This window comes from Acinetobacter sp. YH12145 (assembly GCF_013418335.1).
GTDB classification, from domain to species: Bacteria; Pseudomonadota; Gammaproteobacteria; order Pseudomonadales; family Moraxellaceae; genus Acinetobacter; species Acinetobacter amyesii.
This window is the reverse complement of record NZ_VPCE01000012.1, coordinates 24,863-47,931: the sequence shown is the minus strand read 5'-3', so window position 1 is coordinate 47,931 and position 23,069 is coordinate 24,863. Positions and strand designations below refer to the sequence as shown.

22 protein-coding genes are annotated in these 23,069 nt (G+C 41.0%); 12 read left to right on the top strand and 10 right to left on the bottom strand.

Going from position 1 to position 23,069, the window contains the following annotated elements; genetic code table 11:
- Window positions 1–108: 108 nt before the first annotated feature.
- Window positions 109–567, top strand: a complete 459-nt coding sequence (gene rimI / locus FTU80_RS12375) for a ribosomal protein S18-alanine N-acetyltransferase (RefSeq protein WP_180059480.1) — start codon at window positions 109–111, stop codon at window positions 565–567.
- Window positions 568–653: 86 nt separating this feature from the next.
- Here rimI and FTU80_RS12370 read toward each other — a convergent pair whose 3' ends face one another.
- From FTU80_RS12370 to trxB, 3 genes are all read right to left on the bottom strand, one after another.
- Complete coding sequence (locus tag FTU80_RS12370) at window positions 654–1,469, bottom strand: arginyltransferase (protein WP_078190044.1); 816 nt, start codon at window positions 1,467–1,469, stop codon at window positions 654–656.
- 21 nt (window positions 1,470–1,490) lie between these two features.
- Window positions 1,491–2,222 (bottom strand): leucyl/phenylalanyl-tRNA--protein transferase, encoded by a 732-nt coding sequence (gene aat / locus FTU80_RS12365; protein WP_180024005.1) that lies wholly within the window; start codon window positions 2,220–2,222, stop codon window positions 1,491–1,493.
- A 110-nt stretch (window positions 2,223–2,332) separates the two neighbouring features.
- A complete protein-coding gene (gene trxB / locus FTU80_RS12360; RefSeq protein ID WP_180085352.1) occupies window positions 2,333–3,286 on the bottom strand; it encodes a thioredoxin-disulfide reductase in 954 nt (317 codons plus the stop codon).
- Window positions 3,287–3,539: 253 nt separating this feature from the next.
- Between trxB and FTU80_RS12355 the strand changes: the two genes are divergently transcribed.
- Window positions 3,540–6,653: a DNA translocase FtsK gene (locus FTU80_RS12355; RefSeq protein WP_180085350.1), complete on the top strand. Its 3,114-nt coding sequence runs from the start codon at window positions 3,540–3,542 to the stop codon at window positions 6,651–6,653.
- A gap of 41 nt (window positions 6,654–6,694) precedes the next feature.
- Here the strand turns inward: FTU80_RS12355 and FTU80_RS12350 are convergent, their stop codons facing one another.
- On the bottom strand, window positions 6,695–7,591 hold the full coding sequence (locus FTU80_RS12350; protein WP_078190138.1) for a LysR family transcriptional regulator: 897 nt from the start codon (window positions 7,589–7,591) through the stop codon (window positions 6,695–6,697).
- Between the two features lie 104 nt (window positions 7,592–7,695).
- Between FTU80_RS12350 and FTU80_RS12345 the strand changes: the two genes are divergently transcribed.
- The gene (locus tag FTU80_RS12345) at window positions 7,696–8,598 is read left to right on the top strand and encodes an AEC family transporter (RefSeq protein ID WP_180085348.1); all 903 of its coding nucleotides are present in this window, start codon (window positions 7,696–7,698) and stop codon (window positions 8,596–8,598) included.
- Between the two features lie 81 nt (window positions 8,599–8,679).
- Here FTU80_RS12345 and FTU80_RS12340 read toward each other — a convergent pair whose 3' ends face one another.
- From FTU80_RS12340 to FTU80_RS12315, 6 genes are all read right to left on the bottom strand, one after another.
- Window positions 8,680–8,967: a PA4642 family protein gene (locus FTU80_RS12340; protein WP_067766167.1), complete on the bottom strand. Its 288-nt coding sequence runs from the start codon at window positions 8,965–8,967 to the stop codon at window positions 8,680–8,682.
- 287 nt (window positions 8,968–9,254) lie between these two features.
- Entirely contained in the window at window positions 9,255–9,527 is a 273-nt protein-coding gene (minE, locus tag FTU80_RS12335; protein WP_078190039.1) for a cell division topological specificity factor MinE, read from the bottom strand.
- Between the two features lie 2 nt (window positions 9,528–9,529).
- Complete coding sequence (minD, locus tag FTU80_RS12330; RefSeq protein ID WP_067670152.1) at window positions 9,530–10,342, bottom strand: septum site-determining protein MinD; 813 nt, start codon at window positions 10,340–10,342, stop codon at window positions 9,530–9,532.
- A gap of 65 nt (window positions 10,343–10,407) precedes the next feature.
- Entirely contained in the window at window positions 10,408–11,127 is a 720-nt protein-coding gene (gene minC, locus FTU80_RS12325; protein ID WP_078193110.1) for a septum site-determining protein MinC, read from the bottom strand.
- A gap of 125 nt (window positions 11,128–11,252) precedes the next feature.
- On the bottom strand, window positions 11,253–12,317 hold the full coding sequence (locus tag FTU80_RS12320; RefSeq protein WP_373684245.1) for a preprotein translocase subunit SecA: 1,065 nt from the start codon (window positions 12,315–12,317) through the stop codon (window positions 11,253–11,255).
- 16 nt (window positions 12,318–12,333) lie between these two features.
- Window positions 12,334–13,257, bottom strand: coding sequence for an acyltransferase (locus FTU80_RS12315; protein WP_180085346.1), 924 nt, complete (start codon window positions 13,255–13,257; stop codon window positions 12,334–12,336).
- Window positions 13,258–13,504: 247 nt separating this feature from the next.
- Here FTU80_RS12315 and FTU80_RS12310 point away from each other — a divergent pair, with 247 nt between their 5' ends.
- From FTU80_RS12310 to FTU80_RS12270, 9 genes are all read left to right on the top strand, one after another.
- Entirely contained in the window at window positions 13,505–14,137 is a 633-nt protein-coding gene (locus FTU80_RS12310; RefSeq protein WP_078193108.1) for an OmpA family protein, read from the top strand.
- A gap of 136 nt (window positions 14,138–14,273) precedes the next feature.
- Window positions 14,274–16,313 (top strand): UvrD-helicase domain-containing protein, encoded by a 2,040-nt coding sequence (locus tag FTU80_RS12305; RefSeq protein ID WP_078193107.1) that lies wholly within the window; start codon window positions 14,274–14,276, stop codon window positions 16,311–16,313.
- Window positions 16,314–16,377: 64 nt separating this feature from the next.
- Window positions 16,378–16,830, top strand: a complete 453-nt coding sequence (gene dut / locus FTU80_RS12300) for a dUTP diphosphatase (RefSeq protein WP_111885270.1) — start codon at window positions 16,378–16,380, stop codon at window positions 16,828–16,830.
- A gap of 562 nt (window positions 16,831–17,392) precedes the next feature.
- On the top strand, window positions 17,393–18,817 hold the full coding sequence (locus FTU80_RS12295) for a phosphomannomutase/phosphoglucomutase (RefSeq protein WP_180085344.1): 1,425 nt from the start codon (window positions 17,393–17,395) through the stop codon (window positions 18,815–18,817).
- Window positions 18,818–18,827: 10 nt separating this feature from the next.
- A complete protein-coding gene (gene argB, locus FTU80_RS12290; protein ID WP_180036151.1) occupies window positions 18,828–19,736 on the top strand; it encodes an acetylglutamate kinase in 909 nt (302 codons plus the stop codon).
- Window positions 19,737–19,945: 209 nt separating this feature from the next.
- Window positions 19,946–20,794 (top strand): class II glutamine amidotransferase, encoded by an 849-nt coding sequence (locus FTU80_RS12285; RefSeq protein WP_111885279.1) that lies wholly within the window; start codon window positions 19,946–19,948, stop codon window positions 20,792–20,794.
- A 263-nt stretch (window positions 20,795–21,057) separates the two neighbouring features.
- Window positions 21,058–21,513, top strand: coding sequence for a bacteriohemerythrin (locus FTU80_RS12280; RefSeq protein ID WP_078190032.1), 456 nt, complete (start codon window positions 21,058–21,060; stop codon window positions 21,511–21,513).
- A gap of 142 nt (window positions 21,514–21,655) precedes the next feature.
- Entirely contained in the window at window positions 21,656–22,738 is a 1,083-nt protein-coding gene (locus FTU80_RS12275) for a hypothetical protein (RefSeq protein ID WP_180085342.1), read from the top strand.
- Window positions 22,738–23,064, top strand: coding sequence for an RnfH family protein (locus FTU80_RS12270; RefSeq protein ID WP_111885267.1), 327 nt, complete (start codon window positions 22,738–22,740; stop codon window positions 23,062–23,064). The genes FTU80_RS12275 and FTU80_RS12270 overlap by 1 nt, the downstream gene beginning before the upstream one ends.
- Window positions 23,065–23,069 lie beyond the last annotated feature (5 nt).

The window sequence follows — 23,069 nt, the reverse complement described above, 5'->3', positions numbered from 1 at the left end:
TGTGGTGACTTTTTCAGAAGGGCGATGTAAATCGCTCTTTTTTTTATTCAACTTTATAGACAAACTTTTTATAATGCGCATACCCTAGCTATAGAAAGATAAACGAAGATGATTCGTTTGATGCAAGACGCTGATGTCCAGCAGGTTTACGATATCGAGCGCCGCGTACAAAGCCATCCTTGGACCATAAAACAATTTCAAGAATCGATTGCTGCCTATCAAAGTACGGTGATTGAGCGACAAGGAAAAGTTGTAGGTTTTTGCATTTTACAACCTGTTTTAGATGAAGCAAATTTATTGTTAATGGCGATCGATCCGAGCCAGCAAGGCAAAGGATTAGGTTTTCAATTGCTTGATGAATCTATTGCCTTACTCAAAAATAACCCCATTCAAATCTTCTTAGAAGTGCGAGAAGGTAATCAACCAGCGATCCGTTTATATGAAAAAGCGGATTTTCACCAAATCGATTTGCGAAAGAATTATTATCCAAATGCCGATGGAACACGAGAACATGCCATTATTATGGTGAAAGCTTGTAGTGATGATTTTGCAGCTTTATTTAAATAAAAGCGGTGAAGCGTGATTTGATTCAAAGAAAGCATTCGTGAATAAACGGATGCTTTTTTTATTGAATATCTTTTGTTTGATCCCTTTTATTTAATAATAGGATTATTCCAGCCGGAAGGTAAGGTGGTCATCAGGGAATCCCCTAGTTGGCTGATTTCTTCTTGGGTCAGTGGTCGGTTGAGTCGACGCCATTGTCCATCAAGCAGAAGTTCCAGTGGAATGTACTGAGATTTATAATTCATTTTTTGCGAATCGGGCACCCAATAGCCCAAGTAGACATATTGCAGTCCAAGCTTTTGTGCATGCTCGATTTGTTTCAGAATGGCAAAAGTCCCTAGTGAGCGACGGCTTTCATCAGGATCAAAAAAGGTATATACCGCTGAAATACCATCATCGAGGGGATCACAGGTAGATACACTGATTAGTTGCTCATCTAACCACAGCTCTAAAAAGAAACTGTCAGTGCAGCTATTAATTAAAAATTTTTCAAATTGATCTTGGCTAGGTGGGTACATATCACCATCAGCATGCCGCTCATTAATGTAGCGTTCGTACAGCGCATAATGCTTTGCATCGGCATCTTGAGGGCGGCTAATTTTCACCGTTAAATCTTGATTCCGTTTCCACGCTTTTTTTTGCACGCTGTTCATTTGAAATTCATGAACAGGAACGCGAGAGGACAAACATTGGCGACAAAGATGACATTCAGGGCGATAGACAAAATCACCACTACGACGAAAACCCATGCGGGAAAGTTCAGATAATGTGACCACATCAATACGATGGACAGGATCAAGAAAGACCATCCGGGCAGATTTATTTTCTAAGTAGCTACAATCATGCGGAGGCGTGATGTAGTACTGTAATTCGTTCAACAGGGACTTCGGTTGATAGGAATTCATCGTAATATCCCTCTTTTATTGTCATGCGCTGAGACTCGCCCATTGCGCTATTGTTTTACTTGAAAATACACTGTCCTGATACTTTTTCCAATCGATTGATGGTTGTTTAACAACATCTTGTAACGAATTAAGGTATTGTTGGCGAGAAAGTGTACTCGCACCTAAGCTTAAGAGGTGATCGTTGACCAATTGGCAATCAATCCATGGCAACTGATTCTCTTGCCCGATGAGCATTAAGGTGTAAAACGCCATTTTAGAGACATCTGTTCGTGTACTAAACATAGACTCGCCAAAGCAGCCATGACCAATATTAACGCCATAGAGGCCACCGACAACGGTCTCGTTTTCCCAAACTTCAATGCTATAAGCATAGCCTGCGTCAAACAGCGCAGAATATCCCTGAATAATATCTTCTGAAATCCATGTTTCATTGGCATAACTACGCGGCAGTGAACATGAGCGAATCACAGTTTCAAACGCATGATTAATGGTGATCTTATAGTCCATTTTTTTCATGCTGCGTAATAACGATTTGCTCGGATGATAGTCCTGCGGTCGAATAATGCAGCGGGGTTCAGGACACCACCAACAAATCGGATCACCTTCACTGAACCATGGGAAAAGACCGTGACTATAGGCTTCAAACAGTGTGGAAGGGGAGAGGTCAGCACCGATGCAAATTAAGCCTTCACCTTCGGGATCACATTCAACAGGATCGGGGAAAGTAAATTCAGAAGGAGGGAGTATCGGCATGCCAAGCTTCTTATTGAGGTATACGGATTTTTATCATACATAAAAAAGCCGACCATCAGGTCGGCTAATTTTTAAAACTGTTTAGCTAAGCAAATGACCTTTGCAAAAGATTATTCACCGAGTGCATCAAGGTATTTTTCAGCGTCAAGAGCAGCCATACAGCCCGAACCTGCAGAAGTAATGGCTTGACGGTAAATACTGTCGGCAATATCGCCTGCAGCAAATACGCCCGGAATCGACGTTTGTGTTGCATTACCCGCAGTGCCGCTTTGAACTTGGATATAGCCATCACGTAAGTTTAATTGTCCGTCAAAAATGCCGCTGTTTGGTTTGTGACCAATCGCAACAAACATACCGGTGACATCAACATTTTGAGTTGAATCATCTAGCGTAGATTTAATACGTACAGAAGTCACACCAGTCGTATCACCAATCACTTCATCCACTTGGTGATTCCAGATGATGCTGATTTTACCTTCTTTTTCTTTCGCAAAAAGATGATCTTGCAGAATTTTCTCTGAACGTAAAGTGTCACGACGGTGTACTAGGGTGACATGAGAGGCGATGTTTGAAAGGTACAGCGCTTCTTCGACAGCAGTATTACCGCCACCGACAACCATAACTTTTTGGTTTTTGTAGAAGAAGCCATCACATGTTGCACATGCACTCACGCCTTGACCCATAAATGCAGCTTCAGATTCAAGACCTAAATATTGTGCAGTTGCACCTGTACAAATAATCAATGCATCACAAGTGAACTCTTCCATATCGCCTTTAAGTACGAAAGGACGAACATTGAGGTCAACTTCATTGATATGGTCATACACGATTTCTGTGCCAAAACGCTCAGCATGTGCTTGCATTTGTTCCATCAGGGCAGGGCCAGTTAAGCCTTCTGCACCACCTGGCCAGTTGTCTACTTCTGTCGTTGTAGTCAATTGACCGCCTAATTGAATACCTGCGATGAGTGTCGGTTTCAGGTTCGCACGAGCAGCGTATACCGCAGCGCTATAACCTGCAGGACCAGAACCTAAAATAATTAGACGTGAGTGACGAGCGCTCATCCGTAGAATCCTTTTTTTATATGATAATTTGTGGAATTATACGTCAAAGTTTGAAACGATTGTGTGAGATTAAAGTCGATATTATTGATCATCGAAATCGTTTTGAGCTATATAGAAGAAAGTTAACAACTATACTTAAATTATCTTGCATCTTTTTTATTGAACAGGTGCATAATAACAGGTTTAGATTCAGCCCATTTTTGTTGTGGGTAATGACAAAAACATTCATGAAGAATTGGTTACAGGAACGTATATGACAGCGGTGTCGGGTGCATATGCACAGCGCTTAATAATGACTTTATTCCTTGTTTCATTTGGGATATATCTGTTCCTTGCAACAGTCACATATACGCCATTTGATCCGGGATGGATGCATTTATCCAGTGATACTCAGCAAGTTTCAAATGCCAGCGGCGTCGCAGGTGCATGGATCGCTGATTTACTCTATGGATTTTTAGGTTGGGCAAGTCTGCTGATACCTGTCTATTTATTTCTCGAAGCAATTCAAGTGTGGTGGCCACGCAGTTTTCTAAACCGTCCATTTCGCTATGCCGCTCAGTTCTTTATTTTACTGGCAACTTCAAGTTTACTTTTCCTGTTTTGGAATGTCCCTGAAGATACATTAGAAAATGCATCGGGCGGGATCATTGGCTATGAACTGGGTCAAAGTCTTGAACAAATATTAACGGTCTATGGTGCAGCAATATTTCTTATTGCATTTTGGATCATGTTGTTCACTTTGGCCTTTGGCATCAAGTGGAATAAAACATGGGCAACCATGAAATCCACACCAGCTTATCTGCAAGATTTGTTCTATCGCAATGTGCCTGAAGGCGATACCGCTTTTGACCGTACAGTGCCAACGACTAAAAAAGAGAGTGCTACTGCGCATGCATCAAAAGTGGTTGCACCAGTAACACCAGCCGACGAACATCATGCGGTCGATGTCGATCCTGTGGTACGTGATCGCGTCGCTGAACGTTTATTTGATGATATTGCCGATAAAGAATGGGCAGACAAAGAATGGAACGCACAACATTCATCTGCAGTCGACTTGGCAGAGACTGCTACGCCATCTGATGAAGATTTTGAACATACCTTGGCGAAAGTGCATCAGCTTGAACAAGATCAACAACGTGTTGTTGCAACAGGTGAAGTTTGGCGCGCATTACATTCCAATGATGACCAACGCCACAAGCAAGATATTGATGCTTTACTGAAAGCTGCAGAAGAAGAGCAGCCTGCCAATCAAACTGAATATTTCAACAAAACAGCAGATGTGCATTCGACTTCTCCGACAGAAGCGGTGCCAGCGGCTAAAAAATCAGTGGATTGGGATGATGATGAAATCTTCGACGAGCTGTTAGCGGCTGTCCCGAATGGTAAAACAGCGACGGATGTGCATAGCCCATTTAATACATCGCAAAATGAAAGTCTAGCAACGCATTCAAATGAATTTGCTACAGGTGCTGATGCAACCGTTGCAGGTATAAGTGTAGCTGCTGCACAGATTGCACCGCTGAGCACACCGAAAAATATCAGTGTTGAAACTGAATTTAATGATCTCGATGATTTGCTGGTTGAAGAAGCAGAGCGAGCGATAGAACAGGTACAGCCAGTTCGTACAACCAGTAGTTATGCGCAATCTACGCCTTTGGTTCGTGCTGAAATCAATACACAGCCGCAGACTTTTGTATCTGATGATGAAAAAGCCTTAATCAGCTCGAATAAAGATGCTTTCCGTGAAGTGTGGCAAGAAACGGCGGGTAAACCTGAAGACATCGATTTAGATCTCGAAGATGATTTTGACTTTGATGCTCCTTTAACCGATGCCTCTGGTCGTCCCATGTCACGTGCAATGCAAGTGGCACAAAAACGTTTGGATTTACCGACTTTGCCGGGCTTGGAAATATTAGATCCTGTAGATCCGAATAAGAAAGTCAATTTTACCGCAGAGCAATTGTCTCGTTTGTCTGAACTGTTAGAAATTAAGTTGCAAGAGTTTAATGTCAAAGCTAAAGTTGTAGAGGCACAGCCGGGCCCTGTCGTGACACGTTTTGAACTAGACTTGGCACCCGGTGTAAAAGCGTCAAAAGTGACCAATATTTCACGTGACTTGGCGCGTTCAATGTCTATGGCCTCTGTACGTGTGGTGGAAGTGATTCCAGGTAAACCCTATATCGGGATTGAAGTTCCGAATAGTTCACGTGAAATGGTTCGACTTATTGAGCTGTTAGAAACGCCGGCATACCGTGATCCAAATGCCTTACTTAGTATGGCGATGGGTAAAGACATTTCCGGCAATCCTGTCTTGGCAGATTTGGCGAAAGCACCGCATATGTTGGTGGCAGGTACTACGGGTTCTGGTAAGTCAGTCGCAGTAAATGCCATGTTGCTATCGATGTTGTTGAAATATACACCTGAGCAATTGCGACTTATTATGATTGACCCGAAACAGTTGGAACTTGCCAACTATAACGATATTCCACATTTATTAACGCCTGTTGTAACCGACATGAAAGATGCAGTGAGTGCATTGAATTGGTGTGTGAATGAAATGGAGCGTCGTTATAAGCTAATGTCTTTGATGAAAGTGCGTAAGCTGACTGACTTTAACCGCAAAATTGAAGAAGCAATGGCCAATGGTGAAGATCTGATCGATCCAACTTGGAAGCCAGATGACTCTGCAACGCAAAGTCGTGCGCCACGTTTACAGCCGATGCCGTTGATCGTAATTGTTGCCGACGAATTTGCCGATATGATCATGCAAGTGGGTAAAAAAGCTGAAGAAATGATTACCCGTCTTGCACAAAAATCACGTGCGGCAGGGATTCATTTGCTGTTGGCGACACAGCGTCCAACCGTAGATGTGGTGACAGGTTTGATCAAAGCCAATATTCCAACCCGTGCTGCGTTACGTGTGAACAGTAAACTGGATTCACGTACTATCTTAGATGCTGGTGGTGCGGAAGACTTACTGGGTCATGGTGATATGTTATTCCTCGGACCGGGTAAAATTGAACCTGAACGAGTACATGGCGCGTTTATTTCAGACGATGAAGTGAACCGTATTTGTGATGCATGGCGAGAGCGCGGTGAACCGAATTATGTCGATGAGATCCTCACGCCTTATGATGAAGAGCCGACATCTCGCGGTTTTGAAGATGGTGATGGTGGATCAGACCGTGACGCGCTGTATGATCAATGTGTTAGTTTCGTTTTGGAAACACGTAAAGCATCGACTTCATCTTTACAGCGTAAATTCAGTCTCGGCTATAACCGTGCTGCACGGATTATTGATCAGATGGAAGAAAATGGCATCGTCAGTGGGATGGGGCCAAATGGTAAACGAGATATCTTGGTCTAAGTCCTAAAACAAAAAACCTGCTTCGGCAGGTTTTTTTATTTTTAGATTGAGAACTCTTCTTGGTAGAACATGGACTGGGCCAGTTCGATAAAGGCTTTGCAGGCAGGGCTCATGAGTTTTTGATTTTTTACGGCGAGTCCAATTTGCCGTTGGGTATTTGGAAAGAGTGGACGTTTGACCACATGTGGATGTAGCGCCAACAGCTCAGCAGGCATCGCCATATCCGCAACAATAGCAATCCCTTCCTGTAAATTCACCATATTTAAAATAGTTAACAGTTGCGACATTTGATAGGTAATTTTAGGTTGTATGTGGTGTTGTTTAAGCAGTTTTTCCACATGGGACTGGCTGCCTGCACGGGTCATAATAAAGGGGTAATTTTGCAGGTCTTGAATATTTAAATGACTGTGTTTGGAAACTGAATAACTATCTGGAATCAAGGCAATGAAAATATCTTGGATTAAAGGGAAGGTGAACAACTGCGGTTTGGGAAGTACGGCAAAACCAACATCAATCTGACGTTCAGAAATCCAACGAGACACTTCTGCATCGGTACCTTCTTCGACATAGATCTCAATGTGCGGATAGCGCTCTCTATATGCCTTTAATAGCTCTGGAAGCAAATGAATCGAACTAGAAGAACCAAAAGAACCAATTCTCAGTGTTCCTTGTTGAATACCATGTGCGGCATGCACTTCTTGCTGCATGATTTGTGCGGTATTGATGACTTCTTTGGCATGCAGCAATAACTGCTGACCGATATGAGTCAGGCTAATTTCGCCTTGCTCACGGCTAAATAAACTGACATTCCAATGTTGCTCTAAACACTTTAGGGCATGAGAGACAGCTGACTGAGTAATTCCCAGCTGTCGAGCAGCGAGAGTAAAGCTTTGTTGTTCTGCGACTTTAATAAAAATTTCAAGCTGAGAAAATGTCATTGCCATGAGTAATTACTCATTTTGTTATGAGTCTAGATGAGGATTATATTGTGCTACATAAATGGTTAAAGATGAAATAGCTACTTTATTTCAAGGCGTACAGCATGAATATCGTCGTCGCATTGTTTCCCCTCGTTGCATTAATCGCGATGGGCTATGTGCTTAAATATACACAGTTTGTTCAGAATGAATTTTGGGCAAATTCAGAAAAACTCAATTACTACGTTTTATTTCCTGTGCTGCTTTTTTTGAATGTATCAGCCGTGCAATTGGATATGAACACTGTTTCACGAATGTTGACAGTACTGGTTGCGGGCACCTGTTTGATCAGCATAGTTTTGTGGGGGATCAAGCAGTTTATGCATATTCCCGTGAAGCGTTTTGGCGTGTATATCCAAAGTCATATCCGTTTTAATACCTATATTGGTTTGTCGCTCATGGGTGCTTTATTTGGCTCGACAGGCATGCAGATGTTTGCCATGTTAATTGCCGTTGCAGTGCCCTTAGTCAATATTATTTCAGTATTGGCCTTCTCAAATTTAAGTGTGAAGCAATTGAGGCAGACTTGTCAGTCCATCGCAAAAAATCCCTTAATTTTAGGCTGTGTGGCAGGGGTATTGTTTAATTTATCAGGCTTGAGTCTGTTTCATGGCTTACCTGAATTATTAAAAATATTGGCAGCCATGAGTTTACCGCTCGGACTACTTTCTGTTGGGGCAGCATTACAGTTTCAGCAAATGCGTGCCGATCTACGTCGTTTAAGTTTAAATACGATAGGGCGTCTCATGTTAATGCCATGTATTGCTTATCTATTGAGTACTTGGATGGGGCTGACTGATTTTGAGCGAATGATTTTAGTGGTCTTTTTTGCTTTGCCGACTGCATCATCGTCTTATATTTTGACACGCTATTATCAGGGCGATTCACAACTGATGGCGGCCATTATTAGTGTACAAACCATTGGTTTTGGTTTGATGTTTCCATTGCTCATGTTGATCGTGCATTGATCATGATTATATTCAATTACGCCGATATTAAATAAGATAAAAAAAGCCCGCATGATGCGGGCTTTTTTTTGTTACTCGAAATTAAGCAAATTTTGCCAATACTTCGAGGAAACCTGCGCTTTGACGTGGGTATTGAGCAATCACGTCATGAATACGCTGACCTTCAGGATTAGTTGCGTTCACATCACGGCCATCGGCAACGAATTGAGTCAAAAGACGCTCATAGTCATTTGGACGCATATGTTTGAAAGCATGGTAAAGCACGTGAAAGTCGCCATTCACTCCTTCAGGAGGAAGCTGAGTAAGGTAGGCAAATACACGCTCATCTGACCATTCTTCGTTGAACGTTGCTGGCTGAGATAATGCCATCGCAATCTCCTTGCTGGTTTAAAAATACATAAAGGCAAAAATGAGTACGCAAGTAAAATGGTTTTATTCGCCATCTCTAAGTTAAGTGACTCATTTTTTGGTTGGATCAAAAGTTATTTTTTTATCCCGTTTACTCGAAGCAAAGCTTTTGATCTAACAAAGGAATAAAACTAATCCAGCCCACTCGAAGCAAAGCTTCTCATCTTGCGGCTGGGTAAAGCAGCGCTTTACTGATCCAGCCTCACATTTTGCCTTGATTCAATTTACTTGGCTAATCAGAATTCAGATTAACGTTCTTCAGGCAAATTGATATTCATTTCAAGCATTTCAATATTCGCTTCAGAACGAACAGACATTTGAATATGTTGCTCATCTACACCACGAACATAGCGGTTTACTACTTGCATGATTTCTTTTTTCATCATGTCAATCTTATCTTGGCTGAGGCGTTTACCTAAACCATTTTCAGATGCCACGATGACTTTTAAACGGTCTTTTGCCGTTTGTGCGCTTGACGGTTTCTCGTCACTGCTAAAAAGTTTGCTCCAGAATCCTGCCATGATTACGCTCCAAATAGACGTGCTAACCAACCCTTAGGTTTTACCGTAATATGACGGTAAGGGCGCTCTTCACCAAGGAAACGTGCAACAAGGTCATCATACGCTTGGCCAGCCGCTTCTTCTGTAAACAGAATTACTGGTTTACCTTCGTTTGATGCTTGTAGAACGCTTTTACATTCAGGAATAACACCTAAAGTCGGTACGCGTAAAATATCTTTTGAAATGTCATCAATCGTCAACATCTCTTGCTTATCCGCACGTTCTGGATTGAAACGTGTAATACAGAGATGCTTACGGATACGACCTTCGTTTTGTTCTACTTTTTTGGTTTTGCTGTCGAGCATACCAATAATACGGTCAGAGTCACGTACCGAAGAAATTTCTGGGTTCGTCACAATGATCGCTTCATCAGCATGATACATTGCTAAAATTGCACCACGTTCGATACCCGCAGGTGAGTCACAAATAATGTAATCGAACTCTTGAGAAAGTTCGTCCATTACACGAGCTACACCTTCATCTGTTAACGCGTCTTTATCACGTGTTTGAGATGCTGGCAAAATGTAGAGATTTTCAATATCTTTATCGCGAATAAGCGCTTGTTGTAATCGAGCTTCGTTATTCAATACATTTACAAAGTCATATACAACGCGGCGTTCACAGCCCATGATCAAGTCAAGGTTACGTAAACCCACATCAAAGTCGATCACAACAGTTTTGTGGCCGCGAAGGGCTAAACCTGTTGCAAAAGATGCGCTTGTAGTTGTTTTACCTACGCCACCTTTACCTGATGTTACGACAACAATTTTCGCCACCGAATCCACTCCTGTTATGGTTTAAATCCCCTTTTTTAATTAGGGGTTTGGTGATTATTTATACATTAAAATTGCAAAGCTTCAAATACTAGCTCTTGCTGGTCATTCAAATAAATATGTACGGGCTGTTTGACCACATGAGGCGGAATATCATCAGCGACACAGTAAGTCCCTGCTATTGAAACCAATTCAGCTTCTAATGAATGGCAGAAAATACGTGCAGCCGTGTTCCCACCAGCTCCGGCAATGACTCTACCACGAGCACTACCATAAATATGTATATTTCCTGAAGCAATTACTTCTGAACCACTATTAATCCCAGCATTAATAATGATATCGCCATGGTCTTGGACTAAACATTGACCTGTACGCAAGATTTCATTGTGATACGACGTGGCATGACGAATGGTTGGTACTTCGACTGCAGCAATTTTATCTTCGGTTTTTTCTTCTGCAGGCGCGGGCTCTTCAACCACTTGTTCGCGTGTCGGTTTAACTTGTTGTAGTTTGCGATCCGCAGGAACTACGGGAAATTGGATAGCACGTGCTTGGTCCGATAGCGGACCCTCAGTGACACCAATTGGTTGAATTTCAATACTAATAAGCAGTTGAATCAGTGCAATTAGTTCTTGATCAACCGTACTTTCAATCACGGCTAATGTTCCGGGTGGAAAAGCCTTTTGGAACATTGGAGTAAGTTGCTGGCGGATCGCATCATGATCATTGGTATCGAGGTGAATGCGAATCGCATTGACCATTTTGCCTTTTATCCGTATATCAGCCATATTGAATCCTTGAGACTTCTAACTATTACTTTTGTGCCGAAGTAGTTATGTTGTAAATAGAGCAAATCCTAGAACAATTTGCATGAATACTCTAGCGGAGTTCGCAATTATTTTTGACTAAGTGTTTATTCTGTAGCTTGGTCCTGTTCCTGCATAATCTGCTGCCACTGTTTTACTTTCACTTGCTTACGAATAGCCTCTAGACTTTCAAAAACCGCAGAGCGAACCAACTCATCCAGCTGGGCATTATTTTCGATTTCAATACGGCTAATACGCTGTGAAATGTCTAAATATAGATTGGGTTTCTGAGCCGTCGATGTATTGGGATAAGCCAATGGGGAAATTAAACCATGGGTAATATTTTCGCCCAAACGTTGCCCAATACTTTGAATCTGCTGTTCAATGCGGCTGCCAACGATCGGCACTAAGCGCAATAGCTGCGTGAGTTCAGGGGTATCTTCGATGGCCTGGCTGACAATCTGTCCGACATTCTTGGCGATCAATTCACGTTCAGCACGGAGCTCTTTGCTTAAATTTTCTTGCAAAATTTCGGCCAAGACTTGGGTGAATAATTCGCGGTGATGCTGAACGACATTGCTAATCAAATCTTTATGTGTGGTACTGGTGTTTAACTCATGTCTAACCCCATCGAGTACGGTGAGTACCACTCGATCAGACAATTCTTCCATCACCACACGATAATAAAACAAAGCTTTCTTTTGCCATGCCGATGGTACGATCTGATAACCCATTTCATATAGTCGATACGCAATCACGCCCGCACGAAATAAACGAAGGAAACGTAAATGCGGCACAATGGCTAAAATTTCGTACCAATGAATAAACGGGAAGAAGAACCAGCGCTGATGGTGCTTGTTGATGATAGCAATCGCCCAACGCACCAACAGTTCTACAATCAAAAAGATAATAAACCACGCTTCGGTGGTAATCACCCATGGATGCAAATGTTCACGGTAAAAACTCAGCACATCGGGCAGGTGGATACTGTTAAAGAACCAACTGCCAAGATTGCTCATGAGGAAAAAGTTCATGCACAGGCAGAACAAGTTAAAAACAATAATAAACACCATGAAAATGTCATAAATCAAAAACAGTTTGAATGACCAACTGTTTGGATTGACATGATGATATTTAGATTTCTTGTTTTGCGGCATGCTGTTCTGCGACATAAAAACTTCTTCTTAATTATTCAGTAACTGAGTATTTAGCTTTCATACGAGTAATGAGTTGGTCTTTCTCCGTCCACAGCTCATCTACCCAATGCTGAAATTTTTCACGGAATTCTGCATCATCTTCATAGTTGCCGCCATGCACCCACGTTGGAATTTCAATTTTACGTAAATCCACGGCGATACGCGGAACTTCACCGAGCCAAAATTCGCCATAACCTGGTACACCATTTGGATAGACGATGGTCATATCCACGAGAGCATCAACTTGATCCCCTAAAATATTGAGTGCCAGTGCTAAACCACCCGCTTTCGGCTTAAGAAGGTTTTGATACGGTGATTGCTGCTGCACATGTTTTTCAGGGGTAAAGCGAGTGCCTTCCAAATAGTTCAGCAGGGTAAAAGGCTGGCTCAATAACTGTTCACAAGATTTACGCGCTTCTTCCATATCTCGATATTTAAGTTCAGGATTTTTCGCGATTTGTTCTTTGCTGTGTCGTTTCATCATTGGAAAGCCTAAAATTTTAAAAGCTTGTCCAACAAATGGAATGAAAATGAGTTCCCATTTGGTAAAGAAACGCGTCAGTGGCATACGGGTTAAACCAAAATATTGGTTAACTGTTGTATCGACCCAACTCTGATGATTACAGGTCATGAGATAGCGACCCTGCAAATTTAAGTCGAGGCCTTCATCGATGGTGATATCCCATTTTGTGTTGGGTAAAACGTGATCAATTAACCAGTTATTGACCATGAGCCAACTGTTGGTAATTTTTATGTTGGTTTCATCAACCTTTTTTGATTTTTTAAAGAGTTTGGTTAGACCAAGGGCTAGTACAGGAGGACCATGGAAAAAAGTACTGCCTGTCATAACTGAACCGACGGTAAGTCCTTTGCTAATTTTTTTTAGTGTCGGTTGCTTATTTGTTTGAGATGACATATAAAAAGTCCTAGCGGAAATTGTCCAAATAATGATTGATTCTAATAAATATAGTTCGAGTTGATTAAATAAAAAAGGGCATCTGCAGAACTGTGAAGAAATTGTGATGGAATTAACAAATAAATCTCGTATTCATATTACAAATTGTAACTAAACGTTTTATTATTAACAAAAAATCAATGGTTCAGCCATTTGTTTTACTTCATCATTTCAACCATACAACAAAACACAAAGAAGGAGGCATGCAATGCGTGCACTAGTAATTTCGGCAGTAGTTGGGGCAATGGCACTTACTGGTTGTCAAAACATGGAATATGACAAAGCAGCAATCGGTACTGGTCTAGGTGCTCTTTTAGGCGCTGGTATTGCTTATTCTAATGCTGATAAAGACAAAATGGGTCAAGCAGCTGCAATTGGTGCTGTAGTTGGTGGTGGTGCAGGTCTTCTTCTTGATAAGAAAGAAAAACGTCTTAAACAAGAATTGGCTGGTACTGGTGTTGACGTAGGTCGTAATCCAGATGGTTCGATCAACCTTGTTATGCCATCAGTAACTTTCGCAACTAACTCTTCAACTATTCAATCTCAGTTCCAATCTGCGTTGAATGACGTTGCTAAAGTATTGCGTGAAGACGGTACTGCAAACAAACTTGCAATCGTTGTACACGGTCACACAGACAACACTGGTACTGATGCGATCAACAACCCACTTTCTCAGAACCGTGCAAACTCAGTGAAAAACTACCTAGCGTCTCAAGGTATTTCTTCAACTCGTATTACTGCACGTGGTTACGGTTCAACTTCTCCAGTAGCGGATAACTCAACTGCTGCAGGTCGTGAACAAAACCGTCGCGTAGAAATCTCAGTTTACGAAACTAAATAAGTTTTAGTTCGAAACGAAAGGCCACCCTCGGGTGGCTTTTTTATGGCATTTTTAATGACCGATAAAATACATTTTGCATTAGGCAAGATCGTTTCAGATGACTATAATCATCCTCGAATTAATAAGAGGAAAGACTATGTCACTGGCAAGTCAGTTGAACGACAAGCAACTTGAAGCAATGAAATACACTCAAGGACCCTTGTTAGTACTTGCAGGGGCAGGTTCAGGCAAAACATCGGTGATTACCCGTAAAATTGCCTATTTGGTGAAGCATTGTGGTATTCCTGCGCACCGTATCACCGCGATGACCTTTACCAATAAAGCTGCGCGTGAAATGAAAGAGCGTGTGACAAAGCTGATGAGTCGTGAAGAGGCAAAAGGGCTGTCGGTTTCTACATTCCATAACTTCGGGCTAAACATGCTCCGTTTGGAATTAAAAAATACACCACTAAAAAATAACTTTTCAATTTTAGATGCAGATGACTGCAAACGCATTTTGATGGACTTAATGCATCGCGACAATTTATCCGGTGCAGAAAGTAAAGAGCTGATTGCCAAAGCCATGAAAATGATTTCAGATTGGAAAAACGATCTGATTCCACCTGAGCAAGCGCACACCACCTGTGAAACAGCAGAAGACGTTCAGTTTGCACATCTGTATCAACTGTATGAGCGTAATTTACGTGCCTACAATGCTGTGGATTTTGATGATTTGATTGTCATGCCGACGCGCTTATTACAAGAAAATGCAGAAGTGCGTGATCGTTGGCAGAATCGAATCCGCTATTTATTGGTCGACGAATATCAAGATACCAACACCGCGCAATATATTTTGGTGAAATTACTCGTGGGTGTCATGGGACAATTCACTGCGGTAGGTGATGATGACCAATCGATTTATGCATGGCGTGGTGCTAAGCCTGAGAATATGGCTTTATTGAAGGAAGATTTCCGTAATCTGAAAGTGATTAAGCTTGAGCAAAACTATCGCTCGACCAGTCGTATTTTAAAAGCTGCCAATACAGTTATTGGCAATAACCCACATATTTTCGATAAAAAGCTTTGGTCAGATAAAGGCCATGGTGAAGTGATCCGCGTGATTACTTGTCGTAATGACGATGATGAATCAGAACGCGTCGTAAAAGACTTGATTACGCACAAGCTGATGAACGGTAAAAATTGGAAAGACTACGCCATTTTATACCGTGGTAATTTCCAAGCGCGTGCTCTAGAAACACAGCTACGCCAAATGCAGATCCCGTATAAATTATCGGGTGGTCAGTCTTTCTTCGCTCGTGCTGAAATTAAGGACTTGATGAGCTACTTACGTTTGATCATCAACCCTGAAGATGACAGTGCATTTTTACGAATTATCAATACGCCAAAACGTGCGATTGGCCCTGTGACTTTGGAAAAACTCGGTCTATTTGCGCAGGAAAGTAATTTATCCTTACTCAGTGCAGCAGGGGATCAGCGCTTAAGCATGGCGATTCCGAAAAAAGCCACAACCCAATTGGCTGAATTTGCAGACTTTATTTCGACCTTTACTCGTGAATTATTAGAAGATGATGAACCTGTTCCGATCATTCGTCGCATGATGATTGAAGCAGGTTATATCGACTATGTTAAAGAATCTGCAGCTACACCTGCGCAGGAAAAAACCAAACTGGATAATATTGAAGTGCTATATAGCAGTATTCAAAGTTTGATAAACCGCGCTGAAGATGTAGATGAAAAGAACATTGAAAGTGTGATTCGTAAAATGGTGCTGCTCGATATGTTAGAACAGCAACAAGAAGAAGAAGACACCGATAAAGTCAATTTGTTAACACTTCATGCGTCGAAAGGTCTGGAATTTCCATTCGTTTATTTGATTGGTCTGGAAGAAGAAATTCTACCGCATAAAAATTCCATTGCTGCTGACACGGTCGAGGAAGAACGACGTTTGATGTACGTGGGGATTACTCGTGCACGTCAAGGCTTAACCATGACTCTAGCAGAGCAACGTAAAGCCGGTGGTCAAATGCGACAAATGACACCAAGCCGTTTCTTGGACGAACTGCCACAAGATGAATTGGAGTGGTTAGGCCGCAAGAAAAAGCTGGCAGGGGATATCGATCCTAAACAGCAAGCACAGCATTATTTAGAAAATTTACGCGCGCTGATTAAGCGTTAAAGCTTAAAGCGTAGAATATTTTATTTATTTTTTGAAATTCGTTTTATTGAAACAGGAATGAACCATGAAAGTTCAAGTTAAAGTTCTCGACACACGTTTAGGTACGGAATGGCCAATGCCAACTTATGCCACAGCAGGTTCGGCAGGTCTTGATCTCCGTGCATGTGTAGAAGAAACCACCGTGATTGAGCCGGGTCAAACTGTTCTGGTAAAAACAGGCCTATCGATTTATATCGAAGACACTAACTTTGCAGGTTTAATTTTGCCGCGTTCAGGCTTAGGTCATAAACACGGAATCGTGTTGGGTAACTTGGTCGGTTTGATTGACTCAGACTATCAAGGTGAATTGATGGTATCTGTTTGGAACCGTAGCCAAACGGCATTTAGCCTAGAGCCGGGTGAGCGTTTAGCACAATATGTTTTAGTGCCAGTTGTACAAGCTCAGTTTGATATTGTGGATGAGTTTGAAGCCACTGAACGAGGAGCAGGCGGTTTTGGTCATACAGGTAAAAACTAATCAGCGCAAGACTTTTGCTCCAGTGTGTTGACAAGTAAATGCCTAAAATCAAGTAGCTAATAAAAAACCATCCTCGTGATGGTTTTTATTTATATCATTTTATTTAAATTTTAATTTATTCAAATTCAAATCTATATTTAGAGTATTTTGGATCTTATCAGGATTTTTAATTCTGATGAGTTTACTTGGTTTATATTTTAGGAGTGAGGGTAAAGAATAATTAGAATTTTGTGTATTGGTTTAAATTTGATCGATTTACTATATTTATACACATTTGAATAAATAATCAAAAATATTTGAAAAGTAAAATATTTAAGATTAAATGATAATTTGATATTTTTATTAACGTAAGATATTGATTTAATTTTAAAAATAAATTATTGGATAAATGCGAGTGTAATTTTTAGATCAGTATTTAAATATTATTAATTGATTGTTAACTAAATTTGTTATAAAAAAAGCTACACTTTTTTTCAGGATTTTATCCTTTAATTAAAAGCTTAAATTCTCAATAGAATTTTAGATTTTTTAATTAATAAAGATGTAATTAGAAGAACATAGTATGGGTTCACTGTTTAGTCACTTTCCGCAACATATTTTTCGTGCATATGACATTCGCGGGAAAATATCGCTCTTAAATGCTGATTTAGTTCAGTCAATTGCTTGTGGCTTAGTCAAACAATATTTAGATGTAGGGCAAAAGAGACTTGCCATTGGCTATGATGCGCGTTTAACCAGTCCAACCTATGCAAAAATAATTCAAAAAGTCTGCCATGAGGCTGGCCTTGAAGCGGAAATTATTGGCTGCTGCTCAAGCCCGATGTTGTATTTTATTGCGGGACAATTTCAAGGCAATGGCATTATGGTGACGGCGAGCCATAATCCAAAATCAGATAATGGTATCAAGTGGATTATCAAAGGTGAGCCACCTTGTCCAGAGATGATTCAACACGTTGCAGTCGAAGCACGAAATTGTTTTTCATCGGAACGTGTGCATTTGATGACTGAACTTGAGCCACACGAAATCAAGTCTGAATATTGTTTGGCCTATCAGAAATTTATTTTAGATGACATTCATTTACAGCAACCGCTTAAAGTTGTGATCGATGGCATGCATGGTTCAGCTGGGCATTGTGCAGCCTTATTATTAAATAAATTAGGCTGTGAAGTTTTGGCATTACGTTGCCAAGCTGATGGACATTTCCCTGATCATGCTCCAGATCCATCACAGCTCAAACATTTAACTCACCTTCGCCAAGCTATAAAGCAACAACAAGCCGATATTGGCATTGCTTTAGATGGTGATGGTGATCGTTTAGTACTGATTGATGAAACTGGCAAAGTGGTTTCTGCAGATCGATTATTATGTTTATTTGCTGAAATTTGTTTGACTCAAAAACCACATGCAGAAGTGGTATTTGATGTGAAATGTTCAACGATGATTCGCGATACTGTGTGTGATCTAGAAGCACAGCCTGTCATGATTCGAACAGGTAGTAGTTTCTTGCGAAAGTATATTTCCCAATCTAAAGGCAAAGCGGTTTTTGGTGGTGAATACGCAGGGCATTATGTTTTTAATGACGGCCGCGGCGGCGGTTATGACGATGGTCTATATGCTGCACTAAGAGTTATAGAATATATTCAGGCTCAAGGACTGACATTGTCAGAAGCTTTGGCGAAATATCCGGAGCGCTTTAGTACCGAAGATTTATATGTCAGTACGCATCAGCATGATCCAGCGGAAGTTTTAAAGCAGGTTGAAGCCAATTCTACGCGAATTCCGGCACAAATCAGTAAAATTGATGGAATACGCCTTGATTTTGATGATGGATTTGGCATCATTCGAGCATCGAATACAGGTGAGTATTTCACTTTACGCTTTGATGCCAACTCATCAGCACGCTTAAAAGAAATACGAGATCTGTTTGTTTCCATGTTAGTTGAGCACTATCCAGACATTGCTCATGACATTCCAGATGCTCAATAAGGAGAGGCAAATGCCACATCAACATACTGGCATCGACAAAGCACAAATCCTGACGGAAGCTTTGCCGTATATTCAACGTTTTGCGGGTAAGACGCTGGTAGTGAAGTATGGTGGTAATGCCATGACCGATCCTGAGCTTGAGAGCTCATTTGCACGTGATATCGTGCTGCTGAAAACGGTTGGTTTAAACCCGATTGTGGTGCATGGCGGTGGTCCACAAGTGGATTCATTCCTCAAACAATTAGGCCGTGAGTCTGATCGTATCGACGGTATGCGCGTGACTGATCCTGCAACGATGGAAGTTGTCGAGATGGTCTTGGGCGGCAGCGTGAACAAATCGATTGTGAACTTAATCAATAAACACGGTGGCCGTGCGATTGGTTTAACCGGTAAAGATGGTAATTTGATCCGTGCGCAAAAATTATTGATGGAAAAAACTACCGAAGATGGTTCAGTAAAACAGATTGATTTAGGTCTCGTTGGCGAAGTGGTTGGTGTGAAAACTGACGTACTTGAAATGTTTACCCAAAGCGATTTTATTCCTGTGATTGCACCATTAGGTGTAGACGAAGACGGCAATACCTATAACATCAATGCTGACTTGGTTGCAGGTAAAGTGGCGGAAGCATTGGGTGCGGAAAAGCTAATTTTATTGACCAATATCACGGGTGTTTTAGACGAAAATAAAAATCTGCTGACTGGGTTAACCACCCAAGAAGTCGATCGTTTGATTGAAACTGGCGTGATCTATGGCGGCATGATTCCGAAAGTTGGCTGTGCATTAGATGCAGTCAAAGGCGGCGTAATCAGCGCGCATATTGTTGATGGTCGTGTACCTCATGCAACATTACTTGAAATCTTTACGGATCATGGTGTGGGTACATTAATCACCAATCGAACCAATGTGAAAAAAGCTTAAGATACTTAGCATTTTTTGATATAAAAAAGCCTCTTTTGAGGCTTTTTTATTATTTATCAGTTGGCTAAGTGAGATTTGTATAGATCAAATAAAGTATTTGCCCTGTTGGATTATAAAAACTCTTATAATGGCGCCGATTTTAGATTTACAACAACTAAAACTGTCATGCACAATAGAGAAATCATAGATTTACTGCTGAAATGATCGATATGTGCCAGCTGCTCGGAATGAATTGTGCGACTCCTACCGATATTACTTTTTCGTTTCGGGGATTTTCGCAGCGAGCAGGAATTACCTCAGATCATTGTGATGGCTTTGGTATCGCTTTTTTTGAAGATAAAGCATGTCGTTTATTTGTCGACAATCAATCTGCTGTAGAGTCTCCGATTGCTGAGCTGATCCGAAACTACCCAATTAAATCTCGCAATGTGATTGCACACATTCGTAAAGCGACACAAGGCAAAATTAATCTTGAAAACTCACATCCATTTAGTCGTGAATTGTGGGGCAGACAGTGGATTTTTGCACATAATGGCGACCTACATGGCTTTCAGCCTGAGCTCACGGGGCGCTTCAGCCCCGTCGGCAATACCGACAGTGAATTGGCCTTTTGCTATTTGCTCGAGCAAATGGTGAAACGTTTTGGTTATACCGAACCTACACTCGATCAGGTGTTTGATCTGTTATTAGAAATTTCTCCGAAAATTGCAGAACATGGCACCTTTAATTTTTGTTTGTCAAATGGGCAGGCGCTATTTAGTTATGCGATTACCAAGCTGCATTGGTTGGTTCGAGAGTTCCCATTTCAACCTGCACAGTTGATTGATATTGATGTTGAAGTCGATTTTAGTGAAGTCACCACGCCTGAAGACCGTGTTGCCGTGATTACCACTGAACCCCTAACGCAAAACGAAGTTTGGACAGCATTTGAGCCGGGTGAAATGATTTTATTTCAACATGGCCGTCCGATACGTGCTGCAAAGACGGTTGTTGAACGTTTAGAACGTGAGCGGCTGGACCCATCTTTAAAACGCGTCACGCGTGCAGATCAGTATTAATTTTGAATGAAAGGTATTCATTATAAAAATGAATATCTTACACTTTATTGAATTAAGGGTATTTTCTAAGATATTGAATTGATTAAAAAATATCTTAGCTTTATGCTCGGGATTAAATAAATTAACATAATAAAAACAATTGATTACATTATAAATGGCAGTATTTTAATTAAAACCAACCTTTTTACTTCATTTTTATTTAAGTCCTTTAATTATATGATGAAATTTACGTGATAAGTCCTTCATATTTATAGGTGGTCGTAATGAAAATGAAATGGGTTCCAGAATACAATACTGGTATCGATGTGATTGACGATCAACACAAACGGATTCTTGACTACATCAATGAAATTGATGGCATTGACGCAAATACAGATCGTGATCGTGTAAAACAAATTCTGGAAAACATTATTGATTACACGCAATCACATTTTACCTTCGAAGAATCTTTACAAGAAGAAGCGGGTTATAAATATCGTGTGCCACATAAACGCGTACATGATTTATTTATTAAAAAAATTGAATCTTACCGCGACCGTTTTGAAATGGGGCATGCGATTGAAAATGAATTACATGAAGTGCTTTCAAAATGGCTGATTAACCATATTCAGCACGATGATGCTGATTATGTCGGTGCGGTTAAAGAAAATATGATGGGTATCATCAAAGAAAAAGAAAAGAAAAAAGGCAAAAATTGGTTTGCACGTTTCTTTTCATAACCTCAAAAAATGAAATAAAAACAATTAAATTCTAATAATATCATTTGCGCAGCAAATCACCTTTAAGGTGATTTGCTTTTTGTTTTTGATTTTCAAGGCACAGCAAGGCAAAATAGCGCTAGAATTTTCAAAGGAATTTGTCATGCAGGACAATGCGATGTCGAAATGGTTATCGCCACTGATGGCGTTCTGTTTATCTTTTATCATTATTGCAACTTTAGCACCGGTAACAGGTATTCAAATTGAACGTCAGCTAGATTTCTGGCTGTTGTGGCTAGGTACAATGCTTATTTTAGCTTTACCGCTATGTTATTTGGAAATTGCTTTAGCAAAACGTTCAAAAATTACAGCAGTTCAAGCACTGTCTTCGCTAACACGTGATGCGGATGCTTCACCCAAATGGCGTATAGTCGGTTGGCTTGCCGTAGTATTTATTCCATTTTTAGCAGGTGCCATGCTTTCAGCCGCGTCGCAATATGTGGCAATTTTTACAGCTAATGGTTTTGCTTATAGCATGATTTTGGCCGTCCTTGCGGTCATTGCATTTGCATTGTCGTTTGTACCACGCCAATTTTTAGTGATCTTGACGGCTATTGGTGTGATTGCTGCAGTGGTCTTGGCGAATGTTATGGGAACGGCATTGCCAGAATGGAAAATGACTACACTCGAATTTAGTGAGTGGGGCAATGCAACTGTCTTGGCGCTCGTAGCAAGTGGTTTGGGGATGGGCTTGTACTGGCAGTCAAGTTTGCCAGCCGTGAAGCAACAAGAGATTGCAAGCAAAACGGTATTTCCAATTTGGATCGCTCAACTCTTGGCAGTGATTGCTTTTGCTTTTTTCGCAGCAAAAACACAAGTACCTGCTTTAGCACTGGTTATGGGTTTAGTCGCAGCTTCAGCATTGCTGATTCAAATGGCACGTGAACAATTACAACAACGCCAATTGGCCGTAGTGGTGCAATGGGCGATTTTATTGGTTGCGGTTTTTGTATGGGCACTGAGCACTGTTGTTCCAGTATTTAATATTGCCTTGTTGATTTGGGGCTTAATTATTTGTCTGATTTATGCGATTTTCGCAGGTTGGATTATGAAGATTAGTCATCTACGTAAGTCAATGAACTTCAGTCATGAAACCTTTTATAATATTTGGCGTATTGCCGTACGTATCGTAGTGCCCTTGTCAATAATATTGGCATTGGTGGCTGTGATTGGGCAGTTATTCTAATGACAGCTCAGTTACAAGTATGGGTCGCTTATGCGAGCGTGGAACAGCAGATATTAATTCCGCTGAGCTTTAATCCCGGTATGACGGTTGAAGATGCTATTGTGCAAAGTGGCATTCGAAAACAAGTGGATTTACCCGAAGAATTAACACTAGGAATCTTCGGGGCGCGTGTAAGCGATTCATCTCAGTTACTTGAAGCAGGTGATCGTGTCGAAATCTATCGTGCATTAACCATTAATCCGAAAGATATTCGTCGTAATCGCGCCAAGAAAAATCCCGTTGGCCGTTATTGTCGAGGCAATCGTTTCAAACAATTGTACTTATAAAAAAA